The following is a 20,830-nucleotide window of genomic DNA, read 5'->3' as shown; positions in this document are numbered from 1 at the left end:
TGAGAATGTTATGAGTGTTTCCAAATTGCTAGAGATTAGCAAACCTGAGACATATAAACTTCATACCGCTCGTTATAATCAACATATTCAGCCACTGGACGTCTTTATCAGTGATAAAGAGGCATGGCACAATTGGAACCGCTGGATAAGCGGGAAACATGAGTTTAATCGGCAATTCATTTTAGCGCTAATTGACTTTTACCCTCAGCGTGATGTCTGGCTTTTCGGTGGTGTTTATGAGGTCATGGGCTTCCAAGACGGGCATAGCCGTCAAAGCAGACACTGCCACGCATATAACAGCGTGCTAACCCATCATGGATCGGACTATATTGGGCGACTAAAAATTCATGCCCCAATCAGGGTTCGCGGACGCGTATTCAAGTTAGAGAACCGTCTCCCGGACATGAAAATTCAAGAAATTATCCCAGAACAATATTCTGGACGGCCCTTCCCTGGCTACGCCAAAGTTAGCCTATCTTGGACAGAACTGTGCAGCATTGTAGCCAATGACCGGCAAGATTGGAAAACAGCGCTCTCCAACATGCAGGGAGTTTATTTAATCACCTTGTCTGATGGGCGGCAATATGTCGGTTCAGCATCAGGTAATCAGGGGATTTGGTCACGGTGGTCATGTTATGCAAGTACAAAAGACGGCGGCAACACTCTTATGAAAGAAGCCAATGACAAGAGTTTAGGTCAATATATTCAAGACGCTACATTTACGCTTTTGGACACATCTTTGGACTTGAAGACCGAAGAAATAATAAAAGATCGAGAGAGTTATTGGAAAAGAGTGCTCGGCACTCGCGCTCAGGGCCTAAACGCAAATTAAGCGAAACAAAGTTTCAATCGGTGAACGCTAGCCTGTATTGCTTCGCCCTAATGAGAACGCATTCTTCCGATTTATACTTGGTAAAATCATTGACAGAAAACGCAAAAAACCTCCCGCTAGGGAGGCTTTTGCAAGAAAATCAGTGTTATGGAGGGTATAATCTATTTCCTGTGTAAGCCGGGCAGCGACCTACTCTCCCGTGCCTTAAGACAAAGTACCATCGGCGCGAAGAGGCTTAACGACCGAGTTCGGAATGGGATCGGGTGGGGACCTCTTGCAAAAACCACCCGGCCAACACAAGAAATAGATGTTGTTTTTAATAGAGCGACGCAGAAACAAACATAAATGCTTGCATAGTGCGACATATATCTCTGTGATTAAAAATCAACGAATTATAGTAAAGAAATATCGTCCGGCATCCATAGCGGGCGAATTAATCGCCGCGCATGAGCGCCAAGTAATCTGAAATGAATCAAGCCAATCGAGTTATTAGTACTGGTAAGCTTCACATGTCACCATGCTTCCACACCCAGCCTATCAACGTGGTGGTCTTCCACGACTCTCAAGGGAGTTCTAGTATTGAGGGGGGTTTCCCGCTTAGATGCTTTCAGCGGTTATCCTGTCCATTCATAGCTACGCTGCAATGCCGCTGGCGCGACAACAGCTCCACCAGAGGAATGTCCACCCCGGTCCTCTCGTACTAAGGGCAGATCCTCTCAAAACTCCTACTCCCACGGCAGATAGGGACCGAACTGTCTCACGACGTTCTAAACCCAGCTCACGTACCGCTTTAAATGGCGAACAGCCATACCCTTGGGACCTTCTCCAGCCCCAGGATGCGATGAGCCGACATCGAGGTGCCAAACAACGCCGTCGATATGGACTCTTGGGCGTCATCAGCCTGTTATCCCCAGCGTACCTTTTATCCGTTGAGCGATGGCCCTTCCACTCGGGACCACCGGATCACTATGACCGACTTTCGTCTCTGCTCGATTTGTCAATCTCGCAGTCAGGCTGGCTTATGCCATTGCACTCAACGACCGATTTCCGACCGGTCTGAGCCAACCTTCGCGCGCCTCCGTTACTCTTTGGGAGGCGACCGCCCCAGTCAAACTACCCGCCACACAGGGTCCCGGATCCGGATAACGGACCGCGGTTAGACATTCATAAGGATCAGGGCGGTATTTCAAGGACGACTCCCCGACAGCTGGCGCCGCCGGTTCAAAGTCTCCCGCCTATCCTACACAAAACATTACAAATGCCACTGTGAAGTTGTAGTAAAGGTGCATGGGGTCTTTCCGTCTGACCGCGGGTACCTCGCATCTTCACGAGGAATTCAATTTCACTGAGTCTCTGCTGGAGACAGTGGGGAAGTCGTTACGCCATTCGTGCAGGTCGGAACTTACCCGACAAGGAATTTCGCTACCTTAGGACCGTTATAGTTACGGCCGCCGTTTACTTGGGCTTCAATTCGGAGCTCTCACCCCTCCTTTTAACCTTCAAGCACCGGGCAGGCGTCAGACCCTATACGTCGTTTTACAACTTCGCAGAGCCCTATGTTTTTAATAAACAGTCGCCACCCCCTGGTCTGTGCCCCCTCTAAAAACTTGCGTTCATAGAGGGCCTCCTTCTCCCGAAGTTACGGAGGTAATTTGCCGAGTTCCTTCAGCAGAGTTCTCTCAAGCGCCTTGGTATTCTCTACCTGATCACCTGTGTCGGTTTGGGGTACGGTCTCATGTGGGAGCTATTTCCTGGAACAACTTCACCGCATCTCCAATCCAATAAGGAGATACGATATACGTCATCCGTCACTACCCACTGGCCCAGGAATATTAACCTGGTTCCCATCGACTACGCCTTTCGGCCTTGCCTTAGGGGCCGGCTAACCCTGCGCTGATTAGCATTGCGCAGGAAACCTTGATCTTTCGGCGAAGGGGTCTCTCACCCCTTTTATCGTTACTCATGTCAGCATTCTCACTTCCGATACCTCCAGGACCCCTCACAGGGCCCCTTCACAGGCTTACGGAACGCTCCGCTACCGCGCAATAAATTGCGCCCGCGTCTTCGGTGAATGGCTTAAGCCCCGGTACATTTTCGGCGCAGGAACGCTTGACCAGTGAGCTGTTACGCTATCTTTAAATGATGGCTGCTTCTAAGCCAACATCCTGGTTGTCTAAGCATTCTCACATCCTTTACCACTTAGCCATTACTTAGGGACCTTAGACGGCGGTCAGGGCTGTTTCCCTTTCCACTACGGACCTTAGCACCCGCAGTGTGTCTGCCAGATAGTACTCATCGGTATTCGGAGTTTGGTTAGGTTTGGTAAGTCGTTGGGACCCCCTAGCCCATCCAGTGCTCTACCCCCGATGGTATTCATCTGACGCTCTACCTAAATAGATTTCGCGGAGAACCAGCTATCTCCAAGTTTGATTGGCCTTTCACCCCTAGCAACAAGTCATCCCCCCATTTTTCAACATAGGTGGGTTCGGTCCTCCAGTGAGTGTTACCTCACCTTCAACCTGCTCATAGCTAGATCACTTGGTTTCGGGTCTAATCCAACTAACTCTGTCGCCCTATTAAGACTCGCTTTCGCTGCGCCTACACCTATCGGCTTAAGCTTGCTAGTTAGACTAAGTCGCTGACCCATTATACAAAAGGTACGCCGTCGCCCCGCAAGGAGGCTTCGACAGCTTGTAGACGTTCAGTTTCAGGGACTGTTTCACTCCCCTCGTCGGGGTGCTTTTCACCTTTCCCTCACGGTACTTGTTCACTATCGGTCGCACAGGAGTACTTAGGCTTGGAGGGTGGTCCCCCCATATTCAGACAGAATTTCACGTGTTCCGCCCTACTCTAGGACTATATGCAACAATACTAATACGGGGCTGTCACCCACTATGGCCAGGTTTCCCAACCTGTTCTTATTAGTTACATATAGCCACTGGCCTGATCCGCGTTCGCTCGCCACTACTAACGGAGTCTCGGTTGATGTCCTTTCCTCCAGGTACTGAGATGTTTCAGTTCCCCGGGTTTGCTTTAATAACCTATGTATTCAGTTATTAATACCTAACACAAACCGTGATAGCCTATCCTCTTGCGAGGATAAATTATCATGGTCTGTAAAGGTGGGTTTCCCCATTCAGAAATCGCGGGGTCAAAGGTTATTCGCACCTCACCCGCGCTTATCGCAGCGTATCACGTCTTTCATCGCCTCTGTGCGCCAAGGCATCCACTAAACGCCCTTGTAACGCTTGATTCTTCAGATTCTTGAGATGGTCACACTCCCGACCAGAAGTAGGGAGATGTAACCAACAATATGTTTGGCGCCCATGCGCGGTGAATAACACGCCCGCCCCGACCTGATGTAATGTCGGTTTGTAACGTATTACCGCCATGGGCATGCCAGACGATATTTCTTTACTATAATAAGCTTACCCTGCGATATGCTGAGTGGTTTGCATCACCAGTCCTAAGACTAGCGAATTCCACTCGGGGCGGGTAAGCCCTCCATAAACGATGTCAAATATCCATCCGTTTGATAAATCAAACGAAAGAAACCTTGATGTGTGTTGATATTTATTGGGAAGATAATGGTGGAGCTTAGCGGATTCGAACCGCTGACCCTCTGCTTGCAAAGCAGATGCTCTACCAACTGAGCTAAAGCCCCTGGAGCATTTCAAAGAAATGCGGAAAATGCGAAATCGTGTAGCAATTTGCGTAGCAAAATGCGGGCGATTTAGCATCCGATTAGGGTGGTCGCACACGTTTGGCTTTGCCAATCGCTGTCACGACGTTATTGCCTTTTCGCGAGGCGAAAAGAGCAATTGGTAGGCCGAAGAAGACTTGAACTTCCGACCTCACGCTTATCAGGCGTGCGCTCTAACCAGCTGAGCTACCGGCCTCCATATCAACACATCTATATCCTTATCGCAGCAAGTGTAATTCCGAAGGAAATACACCGCGCAGCGGATATAAACGAAAGGGAAGAGAAACGAAGACGGCGTTCAGCCGTTATATGATCCTAAATACCGGAGAGGCACTAGGACCTAATATTTTCTAAAAGCGTGAAAAGTTGCGTTAAATCGGCCATTACAAGTAACGAGCGATAAAGAAGAACTTCAAATGCTTCCTTAGAAAGGAGGTGATCCAGCCGCAGGTTCCCCTACGGCTACCTTGTTACGACTTCACCCCAGTCGCTGACCCTACCGTGGTCGCCTGCCTCCAATGCTGGTTAGCGCAGCGCCTTCGGGTAGAACCAACTCCCATGGTGTGACGGGCGGTGTGTACAAGGCCCGGGAACGTATTCACCGTGGCATGCTGATCCACGATTACTAGCGATTCCAACTTCATGTCTTCGAGTTGCAGAAGACAATCCGAACTGAGACGCCTTTTAGGGATTAACCCTCTGTCAGCGCCATTGTAGCACGTGTGTAGCCCTACCCGTAAGGGCCATGAGGACTTGACGTCATCCCCACCTTCCTCCGGCTTAGCACCGGCAGTTTCGCTAGAGTGCCCAACTAAATGATGGCAACTAGCAATGAGGGTTGCGCTCGTTGCGGGACTTAACCCAACATCTCACGACACGAGCTGACGACAGCCATGCAGCACCTGTACATCGTCCAGCCGAACTGAAGAAAACCATCTCTGGTAATCGCGACGAGTATGTCAAGGGTAGGTAAGGTTCTGCGCGTTGCTTCGAATTAAACCACATGCTCCACCGCTTGTGCGGGCCCCCGTCAATTTCTTTGAGTTTTAATCTTGCGACCGTACTCCCCAGGCGGAGAGCTTAATGCGTTAGCTGCGTCACCTACAAGCATGCTTGCAGACAACTAGCTCTCATCGTTTACGGTGTGGACTACCAGGGTATCTAATCCTGTTTGCTACCCACACTTTCGTGCCTCAGCGTCAGTATCTGTCCAGTAAGCCGCCTTCGCCTCTGGTGTTCCTCCTAATATCTACGAATTTCACCTCTACACTAGGAATTCCACTTACCTCTCCAGAACTCAAGACTACCAGTTTTAAATGCAGTTCCGGGGTTGAGCCCCGGGATTTCACATCTAACTTAATAATCCGCCTACGCACGCTTTACGCCCAGTAATTCCGAACAACGCTAGCCCCCTCCGTATTACCGCGGCTGCTGGCACGGAGTTAGCCGGGGCTTCTTTACTAGGTACCGTCATTATCTTCCCTAGCGAAAGAATTTTACAACCCTAAGGCCTTCATCATTCACGCGGCATGGCTGGATCAGGCTTGCGCCCATTGTCCAATATTCCCCACTGCTGCCTCCCGTAGGAGTCTGGGCCGTGTCTCAGTCCCAGTGTGGCGGATCATCCTCTCAGACCCGCTATAGATCGTCGCCTTGGTAAGCCATTACCTTACCAACTAGCTAATCTAACGCGGCCCCATCTATCAGCGATAAATCTTTCTCCCGGAGGACGTATACGGTATTAGCAGTCGTTTCCAACTGTTGTTCCGTACTGAAAGGTAGGTTGCCACGCGTTACTCACCCGTCTGCCACTGTCCACATTCCGAAGAATGCTTCTCGTTCGACTTGCATGTGTTAAGCCTGCCGCCAGCGTTCGTTCTGAGCCAGAATCAAACTCTCAAGTTGAAAGTTATCCTGACTGTCGTTTTGACCCATCCAAAAGGATGGTCACTGGCGTTACATATAAATATGTAGCGCTTGTGCGTTTTTTCAAAGAAATAACGAGATCCACAAGGACTTCACAAGGAAGCCCAAGCGATTTCATTATCTTTAAGAGAAACGTCTTAAACAGTCATTCAACAAGTTGTGCAGTGTGTTACCACATCTGCGCACAGCTAAACGCCGCCTGCGTCTCTCTTCCCATATTCACAATGTCAAACAGCTGGAAGTTAATGTCGATTGACGTTCTTCCAAAAGTAAAGGCCTCCGAGAAGGCCCCGTCCCGATGACCGTGTTGGCCGCCGAGGAGCGCTATATAGGCGGGTGATTTTTTTTCCGCAACACCTAAATTCACAAAAATGCATTTTTTCTGCATTTAAATTTTTGTGTTTTTAAAAAACATCGAAAAACCCAGTAATACCGTGGTTTTTGGACTATTCACTCACCTGTCCCAACGGTTTATGCTTGTGGATAACTCCACAAAAGTGCTTTTTTAGCTCCGCCGGAAGTGTCTGGTAGCACATAAAATATTAAAAAGCAATTTATCAATAGATGAAACTGGATGAAGGCCCCTGAATCACGCGGGAATCGATGGGTCATTCGCCCTGAAATAAAACACATTCCTCTCAACTTTTTACAGATTGATCAGACTAAACCTCAAAATTACTTATATCGTCGTCAAAAATATCTTCAATCTGGCAGCCAAACAGTCGTGCAATTTTAAAGGCCAGCGGCAATGACGGGTCATATTTACCCGTCTCTATCGCATTTACACTCTGCCGAGAGATATCAAGCCGCTCACCCAGTGCCGCTTGCGACCAGTTTTTTTCAGCGCGGAGTGCCTTTAAACTGTTTTTCACTATAGCCCCACGCAGTCAGCACCGCGACGGCGGCTTATGACGATGGACGCTGGGCCGTAGCAAAAGGCAAAAATCACGATGACATTGAAGATCGGCAGTGCCGGCACATTGGCAAACATCTCTAGCAATCCCCAGCCCGTGCATATGGCCAGCGTCATAGCGAGGCCCGCGAGTAGCGCGTCGATCTGAACTTTGCGCTGAAACTCATCAATTTCTGATATGAAGCGCGCCTGCCCCCACATCCACACCATAATACACAGCGCTGGGATCAGCGCCAAAATAACAGCCAAGACACTTGGCGGCGCCTCTTTGTCTAAAATGGCGGCGGCTAAAAACATACTGCCGACATATCCAGCCATGGCTGGCACGAATACTTTAAAATAGCGCGTCCGCGCGGCTTTAGGGGTCATTGACGTCTCCTTTATATGTCAAGTTACCTTGTCATAGACAAGGACGCTTTACATGTCAAGGACGCTTTACAGCCTAGTCATAGTCATAACCGTAATCGCGACGACCGCCAGCTTAGCCTGCCTTTAAGGCCACAGGGCATCGCAATTGCGCGGCTGTCTCTATGACTTTGGCCTCGGACGTGCTGTCTTTGGATAATTCCTGCAAGGCAATACCACTGCCCTGGTAAATCGCTTGGCTTGCGGCGGATTGGACAGCAACCCGCCCGACTTGCGAGCCAATGCCTGCCCCCACGCCGCTACCCACGACAGCAGACAGCACGCTGACACCAACATTGGTCATAAAGCGAGAGCCTTGGCTCGGCGTATTGGCCGCGTGAATGTAGTTCTGCGCATTAACGTAAAATTGCGCGCAAACAGGGTCACTAGACTGTCGCATAGCTTTATCAGGGACGACAGACTGCATCGCGCTTTGATCCAGTCCTTGCGTCAGCATATCTGTCTTAGGTGTGGAGGCACAAGCCGTGAGTGTTAGAGCCAAAGCAGGAAGGATAAAAATACGCATAAGGAGCCTTTGTGATGTGAGCCTTGTCATAGCCAATTTACGCTGAATGCGGACTGAATAGGCCGGTGTCGAAAAGCGCCGAAAATCACGCCAAAAATCACGGCCCTATATATGCATTATAATAGGCAAAAAATTTAAGCGTTTTTGACGGGCCCTTTTAGTCCTTAAAATGCTTGGACAGGCGAAGGCCCTGGGCTTGATAATGACTACCATTTTGACCGTATAATGCGGCGGGCGTTTCCGTCATCGTCTCATAGACGAGCTTTGCCACGGGTTGTCCATCGCGCAAAATAAACGGCACATCTCGCCCTCGCACCTCTAACACCGCGCGGCTCCCTGCCCCGCCGGCCGCATCAACACCAAAACCGGGATCAAAGAAACCTGCATAATGCGCGCGAAATTCGCCGATCTCTGGCGCGATAGGGGCCATTTCGGCCGCTTGGTCTTCGGGGATAGAGACAGCTTCTTTAGAGGCGAGGATGTAAAACTCCTCTGGGTCGAGCACTAATGTGCCGCCGCGCGCCACCAGCGGCTCCCAATAATCAAGCGCCACATGGCCGCCAACTTTAAGCAGGTCCACTAATCCCGCATGACGTTTGGCGCGGTAACCAATGACGCCAGCCCCATTTAGGTCAATTGACACAGTCTGCGTGGACAGTTCTTTTAAAACGCCCCGTCGAAAGCGCATTTGCACAAGCCTGTCACCGGGCCGCACAAGGATTGAAAAGGTCCGCGGTGCAATCTCGACATATAAAGGCCCGTTATAGCCCGCATCGACACGGTCAAAGGCATCCGCCCCATCGGCAATAACGCGCGTAAAGACATCAAGCCGCCCGGTCGAGCTTTTGGGATTAGCACTTGCCGCGAGGCTTTTGGGTAGATTTAAGCTTTCTTGCAGCGGCACCAGATAAACACAGCCCGTTTCCAACACCGCCCCCGCTGTCAAATCGATTTTATGCATGACCACATCTTTGGCGGCATCCATGACGCTACGCCCCGCGCCTGGCAAAAAGCTTGCGCGCATACGATAGGCAACAGTGCCAAGACGCAGGTCAAGGCTGGCTGGTTGAATTTGTGTTGGTAAACCGTCTTCCCCGCCCATGGGGGCAGAAGCAGATACAGCGCCGTCATCAATCAAGGCCCGAATGGCTTGCTCTGGTAATATTCCGTTTTTGCGGCTCACGCGTCTCACCTTTTGTGACGTAAAATCTAACGCCTGTCCTATCACGCCTCCATTCTGGTGCAAGCCTTTCGCGTGTCAGATGAAAGCGTATAAAAATACCGCTAAAGCTGGGTAAAGCGCTTGCGCCTCCCTCTTGCGCGGCGCATTAAGGGGCGAGAGAGACACGTCGCAGAATCGATCAAGATCATATTTTGTGGCTATAATAAAGGCGGGGTTCATGGACACATCATCAGTTAAGCTTAACATGCCGCCCGCGACGTTATATGAACAGCGCACGAAAGACGTTATCGTGCGGGTTGAACCTGACTACCTTGACGAACAATCATCACCATCCGAGTCGCGCTTTATCTGGGCCTATACGGTTGAGATACAAAACTGCACCGAAGTTGACCTACAAGTCGTAGAGCGCTTTTGGCAAATCGCCGATAGTCGCGGTCAAGTCCAAGAAGTGCGCGGATCTGGTGTTGTCGGCGAACAACCTGTGCTACGCCCCGGCGAGACGTTCCGTTATACATCGGGCGCACCGCTGACGGCCCCATCGGGCATGATGATGGGCAATTACGGCATGCAAACCCCCGAAGGTGACACGTTCACAGTCGATATCCCGCCGTTCCTACTAGATAGCCCGCATCAGCCGCCCATCTTTAACTAGACAGCGTCTTTAACTAGACCGCGCCTTTAGCTAGACCGCCCCTCCCTATTTAGCGTCCCCGATACAGCTTGATGTATTGGCAAAGCCATTCTGTGTTGGCAAACTGGGGCGCGCCTGTTAAGGCAGCGCCAAACAGACATGCGCGCCCCAATATAATAGCGCGGCGCATACACATAAAAGAGACACGCCATGAAAATGAACGGCAATGAAATCCGCCAAGGCAATATCATCAAGCACCAAGACACGCTTTGGGTGGCTGTCAAATGTAATGCGGTGAAACCTGGCAAAGGCGGCGCGTTTAACCAAGTCGAGCTTAAAAACCTGCTAGACGGGCGTAAACTTAATGAGCGCTTCCGCGCCGCTGAGACGGTCGAAAAAGTCCGGCTAGAGCAGAAAAAACACAGCTACCTGTATGAAGACGGCGAAATGCTCGTCTTTATGAACGGCGAGACCTATGAGCAAATCCACCTCCACAAAGACTTTGTCGGCGACCGCGCGGCTTATCTTAGCGACGGTATGGAAATCGATGTTGAGTTCTATGAAGAGCGCGCGATCAACATCTCTATCCCAGAACAAGTCACATTAGAAGTCGAAGACACAGAACCTGTCGTCAAAGGCCAAACGGCGGCTAATAGCTTTAAGCCTGCGACGCTGTCAAATGGCGTGCGCACCAATGTGCCGCCCTTTGTCGGGGTTGGCGAACGGCTGATCATCAATACCGAAGACGGCTCCTATGTGAAGCGAGCAGATTAATGGCTGGCGAGTTTATTCCAGGGCTTTCACCTTTAATGACAGTCATGCAAGCCGCCGCCCGCAAAGCGTCGCGCAGTTTGCTACGTGATTTTGGCGAGGTCGAGCATTTACAAATCGCGCGCAAAGGGCCCGCTGATTTTGTGTCAAAAGCCGATCAAAAGGCCGAAGAAATTATATTCGAGGAACTGCGCCGTGACCGCCCGGGCTACGGATTTTTAATGGAAGAAGCGGGCGAAATTCGCGGCACGGATAAGACCCACCGCTTTATCGTTGACCCGCTCGACGGGACAACAAACTTCCTGCACGGCATTCCGCATTTTAGCGTTTCAATCGCGCTGGAACGCGAAGGCGTGATTGTAGCGGGCCTTGTCTATAATCCCATCAATGACGAAATGTTCTTTGCTGAAAAAGACAAAGGAGCGTTTTTAAATGATGGTCGTCTCGGCGGGGCAGATCGCCGCCTGCGGCCTGCCAAACGTGATATTTTCACGGAAAGTCTATTCGCAACAGGTATCCCGTTTTTGGGCAAAAAAGGTCATACGAAATTCTTAAAAGAATTGCACCAAGTTATGGGCGCCTCTGCGGGCGTGCGCCGTCTTGGCTCTGCTGCGCTTGACCTCGCCTGGACAGCTGCGGGCCGTTACGACGGATTTTGGGAACGCGACCTGCAAGTCTGGGACATCGCAGCGGGCATTTTCATTGCCCGCGAAGCCGGCCTTCGCGTCGAGAGCCTATCCGGCGGTGACGTCATGGAGGCATGCGACCCAATCGTGACCAATGAAGCGCTGTTTGAGCAATTGCATAAACGGGTGGTGTAGCGGACCAAGGCTACGATAAAGACCTTTGAGTATAGATTGGGCTTAACCTCGTAGAGACTCCAAATGACCCACGTCGATTTACAGAGCCTCGTTGACGACATAGCAGGCGAGATGGCGCGGGAGGTCGTTCGCGGGAAAGTTGCTGACTACATTCCATCTCTGGCATCCGTTTCATCGGATAAGTTTGGCATAACAATTATCGATCACGCAGGAGACTGTTACTCTGCGGGAGACGCCCACAGTCCCTTTTCTGTACAAAGTATCAGCAAGGTTTTTTCACTGACGATGGCCTTGGGGTCCGTTGGCGACGCGCTATGGACACGTGTTGGGAGGGAGCCATCAGGCAGCCCATTTAATTCCATTGTGCAGCTTGAATCAGAACACGGTATTCCAAGAAACCCTTTTATAAATTCGGGCGCCATTGTCGTCGCTGACGTTTTGCTGGCTAGCTATAAACCCAGTGAAATTTTAGGAGAATTTATCCGTTTTATGCAAATGGTCGCTGGGGATGACACAATCCATATCGATAAGGCTGTTGCGCAAAGCGAGCAAGCAACAGGATTTCGGAATGTCGCATTGGGTAATTACATGCGAGCTTTTGACAATATTGTTCATCCAGTTGAACAGACTTTAGGGACTTATTTTCATTTTTGCGCCTTGTCCATGAGTTGCCAGCAACTGGCAAAAGCCGGACGCTATCTTATGTGCGGCGGGCGGCGGCACCCCGGGACAGCAGATACCATTATATCGCAGCAGCGTGCACGACGTATTCTTGCCTTGATGATGATGTGCGGACATTATGACGGGTCGGGCGAGTTTGCTTATCGTGTCGGCCTACCCGGAAAATCAGGCGTCGGCGGCGGAATCCTAGCCGTCGCCCCGGGCATAGCATCGATCGCCGTTTGGTCCCCAGGTCTGAACAGCCACGGAAACTCACAACTGGGCATGATTGCGCTAGAACGCTTAGTGCAGCGAACGGGTTGGTCGGTCTTCAGATCCAACCGTTAAGTAACATAGCGGTAAACCTTTTTCACGAGGATGAAGCAAAAACTGAACTTTTCGTAAATTCCTTCGGTGACAATATCTTTCGTAAGCTTCTATCTATGCGGCCCGTCATAACAAACTGTTGATGGCCTCTCCCTTGAAATCTGCGTGCATTCAGTTAGCGTATTTTGAATATTGATTGACTTAATTTCAAAGGACGTCTCATGAGCATCAAACTACGCGCACATCGTTTTGTATCCACCTTGGCCATTACGGCGGCCTGTTTGATTGCGGCCCCTGCTATGGCCGCGCCGATGGAAATTGAAGATATTGGTAAAATTCAAAACGCCGGGAACCTGACCGTTGCGCCGGATGGTCAAACCATTGCTTACACCGTGTCGAAATATCCAGACCTGCTTGAGGGCGAAAAAGACGGCTCTGCCGTAAGTCAACTTTATGTCATGCGCCCGGGCGATGATCCTGTGCTGTTCACAACAGGTGAAAACGGCGTAAGCGGCATTCAATTTAGCCCCGACGGTGAGATGATTTATTTCCGTACGCGCCGGGGTGAGGATAAAACCAATAGTCTTTACGCAATACCGCTTGCAGGTGGGGAAGCCAAAAAAGTCTTTCAACACGATACCAGCATTGGCGATTACGCCATTTCGCCCGATGGGGAGACAGCCTATTTCGTGGCGACTGAAAAAGGCAAAGACACATCAAAGCTAAAGAAAAAGGGCTTTAACGCCTATGCCTATGAGGAAGACCTTAAAATGGGTATCGCCTGGCGCGTATCGCTCACAGATGATGCGGCAAAAGCCGAAAAGCTATTTGATGATAAGCACGTCACAGGGCTAGAGCTTTCGCCCAATGGCGAGAGCTTGGTTATCTCTGCTGTGCCGACGGCGCTGATTGATGACGTGCTGATGAAAAGCCGCTTACATGTCCTTGATGCGGAGACGGGCAATGTGCGCACAGAAGTTAAAACACCGGGCAAGCTTGGCAGTTTTGTTATCTCGCCTGATAATGCCCGTATCGCCTTTCAAGCTGGCACAGATATTAGCGATACATCGGACGGCATTCTGATGGTCGCCAATCTGGCGGACGGGAGCTTTGATCAATTAACGCCTGACGCGCTGCAACATATCGTCGACGTTGAATGGCTCGATAGTAATTCAATCCTGACGGTCGCCCACCGCGGCGTTGAAAGCGCAATCGTCAGCTATAGCTTGTCTGGGAATGAAGAGCGCACTTTCTCGACCCCTGACGATATTGTTGCCCGCAATGTTGAGGTCGGGCGCCGCGGCCAGATTTTCTTTACCGCCGATAGCCCAAAGCATCCCAGCGAAGTGTTTACCGCCCGACGGTTTGGCGTGGATAAGCTAACCCATATCAATAGCTGGCTGGATGATATTACGCTCGCGCCGCAAACCACCTTTACCTATGAGGCCCGTGACGGTCGCGAAATTCAAGGCCTGTTGATCACGCCAGAAGGCCCGAAGCCAGCGGGCGGTTGGCCGCTAATTTTGACGGTGCACGGCGGGCCAGAGGCGCATTATTCCGATGGCTGGATGACCGCCTATTCCCTCGCGGGGCAGTTCGGTGCAGGTGACGGCTATGCCGTTTTCTATCCTAATTACCGCGGATCTACCGGGCGCGGCGTGGCCTTTGCCAAAGAACACCAAGACGACTATGCGGGCAAAGAATTTAATGACCTTGTGGACGGTGTCGACGCGCTCGCCGAAGCGGGCATCATTAATGAAGATCGCGTCGGTATCACGGGCGGGTCTTACGGCGGCTATGCCTCTATGTGGGGTGCCACCGCACAATCTGAGCATTTCGCCGCCTCTGTCGCGTTTGTCGGTATTTCCAACCAAATCTCAAAATTTGGCACCAGCGATATTCCCAATGAAATGCATCTTGTGCATTCAATCCGCTGGCCATGGGAAGACAACTGGATGAATTTGCTGGAACGCTCGCCGATTTTCCACGCGGGTAAATCAACAACGCCAACCCTTATCATGCACGGCGAGAAGGACACACGCGTCCACCCCAGCCAAAGCATGGAGCTTTACCGCTCTATGAAAGTGCGCACAGATACACCCGTGCGCCTCGTCTTTTATCCCGAAGAAGGCCATGGGAACCGCAAATCCGCCTCTCGCCTTGATTATGCCTACCGCCTCATGCGCTGGATGGACACCTATCTTTCAGAAGACGCCACACGCAAAGATCCCATGCCCGACTTTGATCTGAACATCTCAGAAAAACTCGGCTGGGATAAAAAAGATGATGAGAAAGACGGCGACAGTCAGGAGTAGGCGCGCCTATAGCTTTCAGACAAAAAAGCGGCATTGAGAGGTGCCGCTTTTTTATGGATGGTGAAAGTTGGGCATATCTTTAACCCATTACTGTTCGTCAAACCAATCTTGAATTCTAGGTCGAAAACTGTTGACGAATTTATTGCTCGCCTGTTGGAACCACCTTTGAGCTTTTGCAGCATCGGCTTGGTTGCTGGGGTCACGCCCTTTGGTCGTCAGACGAATGACGTGTTTCTGACCGTCGCTTTGCCACTTTATCGCCCCACTAATTTCGGCGTTAATCGCAGACTGATCCTGAAGCAAATATTGATAGATGGCGTCCCCATCAGCGCCCCTGTTGAACGAGAGGCTCACCCCGATCACATCATTTGCCTTATCAAAATATAGCAATATCCAAGCTTTGGGCGAAGGCATTCGCAACGAAACATAGCCTTTGGAACTTGGGTTTGGTGGCATTTGCGCAGGGTCATCAAAGTTAATCTGCGTCACAAGCTGTTCCCAAAAAATTTTCAATGCACCTTCTCTAGGGTTTAGAGACCGTTCCTCATCACGGCCTAAGGCGTCAGGGCTCTCATCCACCGTGAGACCATCGGGTAATTTTATCACTGTGCGGTGCAGCGTTTGTGTTTTGGCAATGACGTTAGGCACAACCAGCCGCTCATTATTTGGAGACCCATAAATCGCGATTTCGACCAAACCAAAAGTAAAATCTAATGTCGTATTGCGGTCGAGAAATGATGCTATGTTCGCTGTGCCCTCACGGATACCATCCCCACATATCAATAAAAGAAAACGGCCATGCTTTAGAGTTTTCGACACATCATCGACAAATCTAGCTTCGTCCAAATCTGGATTCTTTTTTCTGACAATCTCATAGAGAGCATTGCCGCCCTGCCCCAATTTTCGAGATACTTCCCTTTGTAAATCTTCATAACTCCATCGACTAAGGGCCGACGTGTAATCTAAAAGCTGAGCCACTACTTTGCGTCGCGATTCTGGATTGCGCCACAGCTTATTTTCAACAATGACAATCCGCCCAGTGGGTGTCACATATAAAATATCAAGCGGGCCCGCAGATGTTGGCAATTCTTTGCAGATTGGAACAGGGCCACTAAAAGCATTATCAAACGCTTCTATGGGCAATAAATCTGGCGTCCCAAATAATAGCTCATCTAAGAAGGCTTCATTATAAGCAACCCGGTCATCAACCTCTGTGAAACTTAACCTTTGGAAGGGCGTGATGTCACCAATTGCGTTTATAAAAAGAGGGGCGGAGCTTTTCATTTTATTTCCAGAGTTCAGTTGGTGTTTACTATCATTGCTTGCGCACGCTAAATGAATTCAAAAAAATGTCGTTCAGTCTAGTCCCCATCCCCGTCATTTTTCACAATCCGTAGAAACGGTCGTTTGGCTTTGGGTTTCTCTGGTGGTGTCTCTGCCTTTGATGCCTTCCCGTCCTCGACTGCGAACTTTGGGATGAAAGGCTGTTTTTTGGGCGGTGTTAATTCGGGCGGCGGCGCGTCCTCAAAATCGTCTTCTATGTGCCTGACGCGAGGTTGAAATTTTGGGTTTTTCTTGGATTTGAAACTGCTGCGGCGGGGTTTAAAGCGGCTCTCGCTCTCGCTTTCGCTGTTTCCATCTTCAGCCTGTCTATCTTGCGCGGCGCGTTTGGCGTCTTTGACTTTTTTATTCAGGCTCGCGACCACGCGTTTTTGCGCAAAGGATAGGGCGTCGCCGGGGCGGCCTTTTTCGCGGTCATTAAAGGCGGAGCCAAATTCATCAAGCCGTTCGCGCACACTGCCCGCAAATTCATCTTCCCAATCGGTCAGATCGCCGCTCTCTTCGAGCTTTTTATGGAGGCGTTCTAATTTGCGTTTGGCGTTACGGGCCGAGCGCTCACGCGCTTTGCGCTCTTTATCGCGCTGCTTCTCAAGGGCGGCGTCGCGGGCGGCTTGTTCGGCCTGCCACTGTTGTTTGTCATAATCACTCACGCGCTGACCATAGGCCTAAAGTCAGGCTTTGTTAAGCGCCCTTACCGCGCGGCCCGTTAAGCGACTGGCGCGTTAAGCGGCTGTTCTGTTAATCGACGTCGCCCACGACTTCCATATACATATCCAGCAGCGCTTCTTGCTCTGCGCGTTCCATCGCGTCTTGCTTGCGCAGGGACACGACCTTACGGATGACTTTGGTGTCAAAGCCAAAGGTTTTGACCTCGGCGTAAACTTCGCGGATATCAGCCGCAAGCTCTGTTTTTTCCGCTTCCAGCCGTTCGATGCGCGCGATAAATTGCTTTAGTTTTTCGCGTGTGGCATCGCCCATGCTGTCGGCGCGTTGTTCATCAGTCATCATAGCCATATCCTTAAGCTGCGTGGTCAGAGCCTTGTCTTTAGGGCCTTGTTATCACGGCAAGCTACACGGGGAACTGAAAATGCAAAGACGGGCGGTGCAGTTTATTGTGGACGAAATGAGATGGCTGCGCCACATTTACAGTACCAGATAAAGGGGAGCCGTCATGACGAAAACAAAACTTGCGGGACTACTGCTCTTGGCCGCGGTAGCGGGCGGGCTTTGGTATCATCTGAGCGTCTTTGTCCCCGGCACAGACGCCAAGATGAACCCTGTTAATCCGCACCCCCCGCATCCCGTTTTTATCGCGGCGCAAAAACTTCACCCGACGCTACGGATAGCCGATCTTCATACGGATACATTATTATGGCGAAGAAACCCCGCAAAACGCCATGACTACGGCCATGTCGATATCCCGCGCCTGCGGGAGGGCGGCGTTGATTTGCAAGTCTTTAGCGCCGTGACCAAATCCCCCCGTGGACTGAACTTTGGCGAAAACGCAGAAGACGCCCCCGATGATATAAAGTTGCTCGCCATGGCGCAGCTTTGGCCGCCGCGCACATGGAACAGCATTTATGAACGCGCCGCCTATCAGGCGCAGCGTCTGCAAAAGCTAGAACGTGACCCGAAAAACGGAATTAAAATTGTGCGCCGCGCGGGTGATTTGGACACGCCCGACGGGGTCATCGCAACGCTTCTTCTGACCGAGGGCTCGCATCCGCTGGAAGGCAAGTTAGAGAACATCGCGCGGCTTTATAATGAGGGGTACCGCGCCATGGGGTTGCAGCATTTCTTTGACAATGAACTTGGCGGGTCGATGCACGGCGCGGCCAAAGGCGGGCTGACAGAATTTGGGCGCGAAGCGGTACTAGAAATGGTACGCCAAGGGATTATGATTGATGTCGCCCACAGCTCTGAGGCAGTCGTGCGCGACGTCCTTAACCTTACCGATGCGCCAATATTCATTAGCCACGGCGGCGTGTTATCGCATTGCGCGGCCAGTAAAAACCGAAACCTGCCTGATGACTTGACCAAAGCGATTGCAGACCGCGGCGGCATTATCGGCATTGGTTATTTTGAACCCGCAATATGTGATATCTCCCCCGCAGGCATTGCCGATGCCATAATCGATGCGGTCGATGTGCTGGGGATTGACGCGGTCGCGCTTGGCTCTGATTTTGACGGAACTGTGACCACCTCGCTCGACACATCAGAGCTTGCCGCCATCACACATGCCCTGTTGGAGCGCGATGTGCCTGAGGCCGATATCCGTAAAATCATGGGCGAAAACGCGTATCGTTATTTTGCGCAAAATTTACCGCAGTAGGATGCTGAGTTATCAGCACCGTCTAAGTCAATTATAGCAGTCTGGCTGGAAAATAGAAAACAGAGCAATAGCAACTATGTATAATAAAAATACGGACCTAACAAAAGACATTTTGGACGGAACCTCCGCAACCGCGAATGAGAAAACCTGGCTGAAAGGTTTGCTGGAGAAGTTTAAACGGCTCGAAGTCATTGCCATTATTCTTGCCGTACTTGCTTTGTGGTTAGATTTAAGTTGGAAGGTATTTGTTGAAAACCCCGCACTAAAACGCGAGCGTGCCGCCCAAACCATTGAGCGCGAGGAAGCCAGCTTTGCGCGGGAAATGCAGGCGTGGGCAAAACTCTCTGACAAACGAATGGGATCTGGAGGCTTCGGCGAAGCGCTAAACTATCTACTAAATAAAACCTCTCTAGTTTCAGGATTAGATTTATCGTGTCACGAATTCAACGGAGAACTTGTGTCACGTGGATTCTTAGACACGTATGCCTGCGACCCTGAATTGATTTTCCCAAATTGGGAGATTGTTGGCCGCTCGGATTTATTCAAGGGCTATGATCCCAATCGTTTGTTGCTCGAGTTTAACTACATGGACGCATTAGAGCTACGTGACTTTTCTGCAACTGGTGCAAAGTTTGAAAGCTCTACCTTTTCACATGTCTTTTTCCTGCGTGGGAATTTTATGGGTTCTGATTTCTTCCAATCAACACTTCATGACACAATTCATTACTTAGGGTCTATGGAGGATACGAATATAACATCCAGCCGTTTCTCAAATAGTCATTTTATGGGTGTGAATTTTAAAAATGCTGTTTTTCGCGGGGTAGATTTTCAGAACTCCACCTGCATAAAATGTAGTTTTCAGGGAGCGAGCTTCCACAAGGTAAATATTACTAATACGAACCTGCGACAGGCATCAGGATTACCTACAGACACGTGGCGAGAAGGCGTTTGGGCATGGGCCGATTATCCGCCAACGCTTCCCGAAGGTGTGCCTTTACCGCGTCTTTGCTCAGCCAACTTAAGGGAAACAAAAGCGAATCTTGGTTTTCAACCAGATTGGGTTTTAGATGCCAATCTAGAAACATCTGACTTTGACATACCTAAAGGCTGTAAAGTGTGGCAGTGGGCTGACTGGCCTGTAAAGAATATAGCAGATGGCGAAATTATCAAAAGCTGCGACCCAGGATTACGCTCAGACTATTATGAACTAACTATATCGAAAAGACCTGATATACCTAAGGGTTGTTAAAATAGCCTTCGAACCATCCCTAAAGCGCGTCACCTTCGACCGATTGGCGCAGAACGCCTAAGCGGTCTTTTACGGCTTTAAGCTCTGGATAAAGCGCGTTGGCTTGGGAATAGGCCTCGAACGCGGCATCGGTTTTACCAATACGCTCAAATATATTGCCCAGCGTCCAGAGCGCGTAGAAATGGCGTTCCTCTAGGATGAGGGCTTTCGTCACCTCTGATAAAGCGCGGGATAAATCGTCTTCTTCAATGGCCAGACGAGCAGAGCGGGACCAGCCTTCGGCATAATCAGGTTGCAGTGTTGTGACATGGTCATAAAGCGTGCGGGCAAGCTTATCATCGCCGCGTTTTTCCGCCGCCGTGCCGCGCCGCAAGAGCAAGTTCACACTATCAGACCCACTATCCAACCATATCGCCCAAATACTCTCGGCGATAAGGTCGGCGTCCTCTGTATTGTCTTCGGACTTTAGGCGCGCAAATAAGGCGTCCAGCCGCGCCGCGCGTTCTTGCGCCTCTGTCATATCGGAGTAATCGGGCTCTGTGATGGTCACCTCTGGCAGGTTGCCAGACACAGGCGGATTAATGGTCAGCGTGCGCGTTTCTATATCATCATCAGTTGGCGTTTCAGGCTCTGGCAGGGGCGCAATATCGGGCGCATCAGGCACATCGGCGTCGGGGTCAACTTGGGGGACTTCTCCGGGTGTGTTTGGAACTGGTGTATTTTCGCTCGGCGGGTTCGCCTCATTCAGCAGCTCATCAATCGATTGTGACTCCGACTGTGATTGAGCAAAGCTGGGCTGTGCGAAAACAAAGGCCGCAGTGGACAATATGACGCTCAAATATCTCATAGGCTGATACACTGACGCCCCCGACCAGAATTGGCAAGAGGCGTTAGC

Annotated in this window: 16 protein-coding genes, 2 tRNA genes and 3 rRNA genes; 8 read left to right on the top strand and 13 right to left on the bottom strand. The window is 50.7% G+C overall.

The annotated features are described in order from the left end of the window. Positions 1–10 precede the first annotated feature (10 nt). On the top strand, positions 11–832 hold the full coding sequence (locus AB6B37_RS01960; protein WP_371397218.1) for a GIY-YIG nuclease family protein: 822 nt from the start codon (positions 11–13) through the stop codon (positions 830–832). A 176-nt stretch (positions 833–1,008) separates the two neighbouring features. Here the strand turns inward: AB6B37_RS01960 and rrf are convergent. The 9 genes from rrf to AB6B37_RS01915 form a co-directional block, all read right to left on the bottom strand. After that, a 5S ribosomal RNA gene (rrf, locus tag AB6B37_RS01955) occupies positions 1,009–1,123 on the bottom strand. Between the two features lie 177 nt (positions 1,124–1,300). Then, positions 1,301–4,086: ribosomal RNA gene (locus tag AB6B37_RS01950) — 23S ribosomal RNA — on the bottom strand. 334 nt (positions 4,087–4,420) lie between these two features. Continuing rightward, positions 4,421–4,496: transfer RNA gene (locus AB6B37_RS01945), tRNA-Ala, on the bottom strand. A 158-nt stretch (positions 4,497–4,654) separates the two neighbouring features. Further along, positions 4,655–4,731, bottom strand: a tRNA-Ile gene (locus tag AB6B37_RS01940). Positions 4,732–4,963: 232 nt separating this feature from the next. Continuing rightward, positions 4,964–6,440, bottom strand: a 16S ribosomal RNA gene (locus AB6B37_RS01935). The 16S, 23S and 5S rRNA genes sit together here with 2 tRNA genes alongside, the layout of an rRNA operon. Positions 6,441–7,123: 683 nt before the next feature. Beyond that, the gene (locus AB6B37_RS01930; protein WP_371397217.1) at positions 7,124–7,333 is read right to left on the bottom strand and encodes a helix-turn-helix transcriptional regulator; all 210 of its coding nucleotides are present in this window, start codon (positions 7,331–7,333) and stop codon (positions 7,124–7,126) included. Next, a complete protein-coding gene (locus AB6B37_RS01925) occupies positions 7,333–7,743 on the bottom strand; it encodes a hypothetical protein (protein WP_371397216.1) in 411 nt (136 codons plus the stop codon). Before AB6B37_RS01925 ends, AB6B37_RS01930 begins: the two co-directional genes overlap by 1 nt. Positions 7,744–7,855: 112 nt before the next feature. Then, positions 7,856–8,305: a hypothetical protein gene (locus AB6B37_RS01920; RefSeq protein WP_371397215.1), complete on the bottom strand. Its 450-nt coding sequence runs from the start codon at positions 8,303–8,305 to the stop codon at positions 7,856–7,858. Positions 8,306–8,462: 157 nt separating this feature from the next. Then, positions 8,463–9,488, bottom strand: coding sequence for a 2'-deoxycytidine 5'-triphosphate deaminase (locus AB6B37_RS01915; protein WP_371397214.1), 1,026 nt, complete (start codon positions 9,486–9,488; stop codon positions 8,463–8,465). A 217-nt stretch (positions 9,489–9,705) separates the two neighbouring features. Here AB6B37_RS01915 and apaG point away from each other — a divergent pair, with 217 nt between their 5' ends. The 5 genes from apaG to AB6B37_RS01890 all read left to right on the top strand — a co-directional run bounded on the left by apaG (position 9,706) and on the right by AB6B37_RS01890 (position 15,013). After that, on the top strand, positions 9,706–10,140 hold the full coding sequence (apaG, locus tag AB6B37_RS01910; RefSeq protein ID WP_371397213.1) for a Co2+/Mg2+ efflux protein ApaG: 435 nt from the start codon (positions 9,706–9,708) through the stop codon (positions 10,138–10,140). Between the two features lie 189 nt (positions 10,141–10,329). Continuing rightward, on the top strand, positions 10,330–10,893 hold the full coding sequence (efp, locus tag AB6B37_RS01905; RefSeq protein WP_371397212.1) for an elongation factor P: 564 nt from the start codon (positions 10,330–10,332) through the stop codon (positions 10,891–10,893). Further along, the gene (locus tag AB6B37_RS01900; protein ID WP_371397211.1) at positions 10,893–11,711 is read left to right on the top strand and encodes an inositol monophosphatase; all 819 of its coding nucleotides are present in this window, start codon (positions 10,893–10,895) and stop codon (positions 11,709–11,711) included. The genes efp and AB6B37_RS01900 overlap by 1 nt, the downstream gene beginning before the upstream one ends. Positions 11,712–11,774: 63 nt before the next feature. Next, positions 11,775–12,719 carry a glutaminase gene (locus AB6B37_RS01895; RefSeq protein ID WP_371397210.1) on the top strand — a complete coding sequence of 315 codons (945 nt, stop codon included), beginning with the start codon at positions 11,775–11,777 and terminating at the stop codon, positions 12,717–12,719. Between the two features lie 200 nt (positions 12,720–12,919). After that, a complete protein-coding gene (locus tag AB6B37_RS01890) occupies positions 12,920–15,013 on the top strand; it encodes a prolyl oligopeptidase family serine peptidase (protein WP_371397209.1) in 2,094 nt (697 codons plus the stop codon). A gap of 87 nt (positions 15,014–15,100) precedes the next feature. Here the strand turns inward: AB6B37_RS01890 and AB6B37_RS01885 are convergent, their stop codons facing one another. From AB6B37_RS01885 to AB6B37_RS01875, 3 genes are all read right to left on the bottom strand, one after another. Further along, positions 15,101–16,297, bottom strand: a complete 1,197-nt coding sequence (locus AB6B37_RS01885; RefSeq protein WP_371397208.1) for a DUF4268 domain-containing protein — start codon at positions 16,295–16,297, stop codon at positions 15,101–15,103. A 77-nt stretch (positions 16,298–16,374) separates the two neighbouring features. Then, entirely contained in the window at positions 16,375–17,004 is a 630-nt protein-coding gene (locus AB6B37_RS01880) for a hypothetical protein (protein ID WP_371397207.1), read from the bottom strand. A gap of 88 nt (positions 17,005–17,092) precedes the next feature. Then, positions 17,093–17,362, bottom strand: coding sequence for a DUF2312 domain-containing protein (locus AB6B37_RS01875; protein WP_371397206.1), 270 nt, complete (start codon positions 17,360–17,362; stop codon positions 17,093–17,095). 163 nt (positions 17,363–17,525) lie between these two features. Between AB6B37_RS01875 and AB6B37_RS01870 the strand changes: the two genes are divergently transcribed. Both AB6B37_RS01870 and AB6B37_RS01865 read left to right on the top strand, forming a co-directional pair. Then, positions 17,526–18,686 carry a dipeptidase gene (locus tag AB6B37_RS01870; protein WP_371397205.1) on the top strand — a complete coding sequence of 387 codons (1,161 nt, stop codon included), beginning with the start codon at positions 17,526–17,528 and terminating at the stop codon, positions 18,684–18,686. Between the two features lie 76 nt (positions 18,687–18,762). Then, positions 18,763–19,935 carry a pentapeptide repeat-containing protein gene (locus AB6B37_RS01865; RefSeq protein WP_371397204.1) on the top strand — a complete coding sequence of 391 codons (1,173 nt, stop codon included), beginning with the start codon at positions 18,763–18,765 and terminating at the stop codon, positions 19,933–19,935. 19 nt (positions 19,936–19,954) lie between these two features. On the opposite strand, the gene AB6B37_RS01860 is transcribed toward AB6B37_RS01865, so the two are convergent. After that, entirely contained in the window at positions 19,955–20,782 is an 828-nt protein-coding gene (locus AB6B37_RS01860; RefSeq protein WP_371397203.1) for a tetratricopeptide repeat protein, read from the bottom strand. Positions 20,783–20,830: the final 48 nt, after the last annotated feature.

This window comes from Fretibacter rubidus (assembly GCF_041429785.1).
In the GTDB taxonomy this organism is placed as follows: domain Bacteria; phylum Pseudomonadota; class Alphaproteobacteria; order Caulobacterales; family Maricaulaceae; genus Fretibacter; species Fretibacter rubidus.
The sequence above is the reverse complement of the archived record's forward strand: the minus strand, read 5'-3'. Positions and strand labels throughout refer to the sequence as shown.